Here is a 3,983-nt window from a genome sequence, read left to right as displayed (position 1 = left end):
GGCCCGCCGCGCGATGCGCCGCTTTTCCGCCGTCTCGAGCGCCTCGCGCTGCGCGAACGGCGCAACGGCCGGCGACGCCGGCAACGCGCCGCCATGCACGCGCTGCAGCAGGCCTTCGGCCGCGAGCTCGCGCAGGTCGCGGCGGACCGTGTCTTCGGACACGCCGAATTGCGCGCTCAGCTCGACCGCCAGCACCTGGCCGTCGCGCGCGAGTGCGTCAAGGATCGCTTTCTTGCGTTGTGTCGTCAGCATCGTGTCTGCACGAAATTTCTTGAAATTGCACGAATATGCACGTTACCATGGGCGCCGTCTTTTGTCGAACCGGAGGCTGGGATGGCTGCAACGCGGGACCGTGTCCGCATCGTCGATACGACGGTGCTGTCCGATGACTGGTATGTGCTGAAGAAGGTGACGTTCGATTTCCTGCGCCGCGACGGAACGTGGCAGCGCCTGAGCCGCGAGACCTACGATCGCGGCAATGGCGCGACCATTCTGCTGCGCAATGCGGAGACGGGCGACGTGCTGCTGACGCGGCAGTTCCGGATGCCGGCGTTCGTCAGCGGGCACGACGGCATGCTGCTCGAGGCTGCCGCCGGCCTGCTCGACGACGCGACGCCCGAAGCGCGCATCCGCGCGGAGGCCGAGGAGGAGACGGGCTATCGCGTGCGTGGCGTGCGCAAGGTGCTCGAGGCCTTCATGAGCCCGGGCTCGGTGACGGAGAAGCTGCATTTCTTCGTCGGTGAATACGACGCATCGTTGCGCACCGGCGATGGCGGCGGCGTCGCGGAAGAGGGCGAGGATCTCGAGGTCGTCGAGATGCCGTTGCAGGCGGCGCTGGATGCGATCGAGCGCGGCGAGATCGTCGACGGGAAGACGATCATGCTGCTCCAGTACGTCGCGCTGCGGGAAACCGCCGGCGCGTGCACGGCATGACGCCGCTGCTCGTGCTGGTCGCCGGCCCCTATCGCAGCGGCACGGACGGCGATCCCGCACGCATCGCCGCTAATCTGTACCGGCTGGAGGAGGCCGCGCTCGCCGTGTATCGCCGCGGACACATGCCGATGATCGGCGAGTGGGTGTCGCTGCCGCTCGCCGTTGCGGCCGGGTCGCGACAGGTCGGCGACGCGATCAGCGAAGCGTTCCTGTATCCGGCCGCGCACCGGCTGCTGCGCCGCTGCGATGCGGTGCTGCGTATCGACGGCGCGTCGCGCGGGGCGGACATGGACGTCGGCCTTGCAAGGCAGCTCGGCAAGCCGGTCTATTTTGCGGCTGACGAAATTCCGGTCGTACAGGACGATTCACAAAGCTGAGCAGGCGGGGAGGTGCCCGGGCGCGGCGCCTCCTCGCATCGACCGGACATCCGCACCGACCGCGGCTAGGCGAGCGTCGCGTCATGTCGTTGCATCGCGCGTGCCGCGCCGCGCGCGAACCGGCGTATGATCGCGACGCCACTCGCGCACCGCCCGACGCTACCTCCGCTCCATCATGTCGTATTCCGATTCCGCTGACTCCACCGCTGCTGCCGCCGCCGCGCAACTGCCCGCCGATCTCGTCGCTTCCGCCGTTGTCGCGCTCGCGCGCGCCGACGCATTGCTCGTGACGGCCGGCGCCGGTATCGGCGTCGATTCCGGGCTGCCCGATTTTCGCGGCACGGACGGCTTCTGGCGTGCGTATCCGGCGCTGCGCCACGAGCGTTTCGAGTTCCACGAGATCGCATCGCCGCACGCCTTCCGCGCACGCGCGCCGCTCGCGTGGGGCTTCTACGGACACCGTCTCGCGCTCTATCGTGCGACGGTGCCGCATGCGGGCTTTGCGATCCTGCGTCGCTGGATCGACGCGATGCCGAACGGCGGCTTCGTGCTGACGAGCAATGTCGACGGCCAGTTCCAGAAAGCCGGCTTCGATCCGGCGCGGATCGTCGAGATCCACGGCTCGATCCACGCAATGCAGTGCCTGCGCCCCTGTTCGGACGACACGTGGGATGCAGCGCCGTTCGTGCCGGACGTCGACGAAGCCACCTGCCGCCTCATCGGCGACATGCCGCGCTGTCCGCACTGCGGCGGCCTCGCGCGGCCGAACATCCTGATGTTCGGCGATACCGGCTGGCTCGGTGCGCACTACGACGCGCAGGAGCGAGCACTGGAGGACTGGATTGCGCAGGCCGGGCGTGTCGCCGTGGTCGAGATCGGCGCGGGCACCGCGATCCCGACCGTGCGCCTGCTGAGCGAACGCCTCGGCGCCGACGTGATTCGTATCAACGCACGCGAAGCGCATGCGCGTCGTGCGGACGTGATCGGCCTGAAGGGCGGCGCACTGGCGACGCTGAGCGCGCTCGACGCGGCTTGGCCACGCGCGTGAGCCTGCGGGCGGGCGAGACGATCCGAACGGACCCGCATCCCGCAGGCGGTCGCCGTTGCAGGGGCGCGGTGAATCCGCATACAGTTCAGCGTGTGCCGCCCGCGCACGCGCCGCAAGCGTCCGGGAGCGCACCTCGCCCCGGGCAACCGGGGGCCGGCGGTTGACTCCAGCCGCATCATCGACCGGGAGCGCCCTTGTTCTATTCGATCGTCGCGATCTTCGTCGGCGCCGGGCTCGGCGCGCTGCTGCGCTGGTTCCTGAGTCTCGCGCTCAACGAATTCTTTCCCGCCGTGCCGCTCGGCACGCTCGCCGCGAACCTGATCGGCGGTTACGTGATCGGCATCGCCGCCGTCGTGTTCACGACCCGCGTCGGGCTGCCGCCCGAGTGGCGGCTGTTCGTGATCACGGGCTTTCTCGGCGGCCTCACGACGTTCTCGACCTATTCGGTCGAAGTGATGACGCATGCGGTGCAGGGCGAATTCGGATGGGCGTTTGCGGTGGCTGCCCTACACTTGACTGGATCGTTCGCGCTGACGGCGCTCGGCATGTGGACCGCGCGCGCGTGGCTCGCGGCGGCCTGAGCGTGCCGCCATCGGAGGGTGCGATGGACAAGATCTTCCTGCGCTTCTATGTGCACGAGAAGCACCGGCTGCACTGGAAACCGCTGTGGGAATGGCTGCTGGAGGAGGCGAGCCGGATGGGCGTCGCGGGCGGTTCCGCGTTTCGCGCGATGGCCGGGTTCGGCCAGCATCGCGTGCTGCACGAGGACCGCTTTTTCGAACTGCAGGGGTCGCTCGCGATCGAGATCGAATTCATCGTCACCGAGGACGAGGCGCAGCGCTTGCTCGACCGGTTGTCGCGCGAGAAGGTGCGCGTGTGCTACGCGATGATGCCGGCGCGCTTCGGCGTGATCGACACGCTCGGCGCACCGCCGGCGCAGGGGCCGGCGGCGTAGGGGGACGGCGTCAGATCCCGAACATCGTCAGCGACACGGCGGCGCGCGTGACGATCATCAGCAGCACCTGCACGATCACGAACAGCAGGATCGGCGACAGGTCGATGCCGCCGAGATTCGGGATGATGCGGCGCAGCGGGTTCAGGAACGGCGCGGTGAGCTGGAAGAGGATCGGCATCGCCGGCGAACGCGGGTTGAGCCACGACAGCAGCGCCATCAGGATCGTCATCCAGATCACGAGATTGAGCGCCCACTTCACGACGGTGAGCAGCGCGACCACGACGAGCGTCGCGATCACCGAGGCCGGGTCGAAACCGGCCATCACGACCATCAGCACGACGTAGACGAGCGCGGTGAGCAGCGCGGCGACCACGCTGGCCCAGTCGATGCCGCGTACGCCCGCGATCACGCGGCGCAGCGGCAGCACGAGCCAGTTGGTCGCCTGCAGCACGGCCTGCGTGACGGGGTTGTACGGCGGCACGCGGACGGCCTGCATCCAGACGCGCAGGATCAGCGCGGCGCCGAACAGCGTGAAGACGGTATTGAGCAGAAAACGGGCGATCTCGCCGAACATCGTTGGCATCCTTTTTATACAGTCAGTAGCGTGCGGCCGCCAACGCCGGATGGCGGCGCATCGGCCGACACCTTATCACGCCTCGTCTCGCGACGA

7 protein-coding genes are annotated in these 3,983 nt (G+C 68.5%); 5 read left to right on the top strand and 2 right to left on the bottom strand.

The genetic code is table 11. From position 1 onward, the window contains the following. Positions 1-252: DeoR family transcriptional regulator (locus tag G3N99_RS36015; RefSeq protein WP_206124746.1), on the bottom strand; the 252-nt coding region annotated here is incomplete at its 3' end. An 81-nt stretch (positions 253-333) separates the two neighbouring features. On the opposite strand from G3N99_RS36015, the gene G3N99_RS36010 reads away from it, so the two are divergent. The 5 genes from G3N99_RS36010 to G3N99_RS35990 all read left to right on the top strand — a co-directional run bounded on the left by G3N99_RS36010 (position 334) and on the right by G3N99_RS35990 (position 3,313). After that, positions 334-933 (top strand): NUDIX domain-containing protein, encoded by a 600-nt coding sequence (locus tag G3N99_RS36010; protein ID WP_206124745.1) that lies wholly within the window; start codon positions 334-336, stop codon positions 931-933. Continuing rightward, entirely contained in the window at positions 930-1,310 is a 381-nt protein-coding gene (locus G3N99_RS36005) for a DUF4406 domain-containing protein (RefSeq protein WP_206124744.1), read from the top strand. The genes G3N99_RS36010 and G3N99_RS36005 overlap by 4 nt, the downstream gene beginning before the upstream one ends. Positions 1,311-1,485: 175 nt before the next feature. Continuing rightward, positions 1,486-2,358 (top strand): Sir2 family NAD-dependent protein deacetylase, encoded by an 873-nt coding sequence (locus tag G3N99_RS36000; protein WP_206124743.1) that lies wholly within the window; start codon positions 1,486-1,488, stop codon positions 2,356-2,358. A gap of 194 nt (positions 2,359-2,552) precedes the next feature. Next, positions 2,553-2,939 carry a fluoride efflux transporter CrcB gene (gene crcB, locus G3N99_RS35995; protein WP_011351225.1) on the top strand — a complete coding sequence of 129 codons (387 nt, stop codon included), beginning with the start codon at positions 2,553-2,555 and terminating at the stop codon, positions 2,937-2,939. Between the two features lie 23 nt (positions 2,940-2,962). Further along, positions 2,963-3,313 carry a DUF190 domain-containing protein gene (locus G3N99_RS35990; RefSeq protein ID WP_174941453.1) on the top strand — a complete coding sequence of 117 codons (351 nt, stop codon included), beginning with the start codon at positions 2,963-2,965 and terminating at the stop codon, positions 3,311-3,313. 10 nt (positions 3,314-3,323) lie between these two features. On the opposite strand, the gene G3N99_RS35985 is transcribed toward G3N99_RS35990, so the two are convergent. Beyond that, on the bottom strand, positions 3,324-3,887 hold the full coding sequence (locus G3N99_RS35985; protein ID WP_011351227.1) for a YggT family protein: 564 nt from the start codon (positions 3,885-3,887) through the stop codon (positions 3,324-3,326). Positions 3,888-3,983: the final 96 nt, after the last annotated feature.

The organism is Burkholderia sp. Ac-20392 (assembly GCF_017104585.1).
GTDB lineage: Bacteria > Pseudomonadota > Gammaproteobacteria > Burkholderiales > Burkholderiaceae > Burkholderia > Burkholderia lata.
Note: the sequence above shows the minus strand (reverse complement) of the source record. Positions and strands in the feature narration are given on the sequence as shown.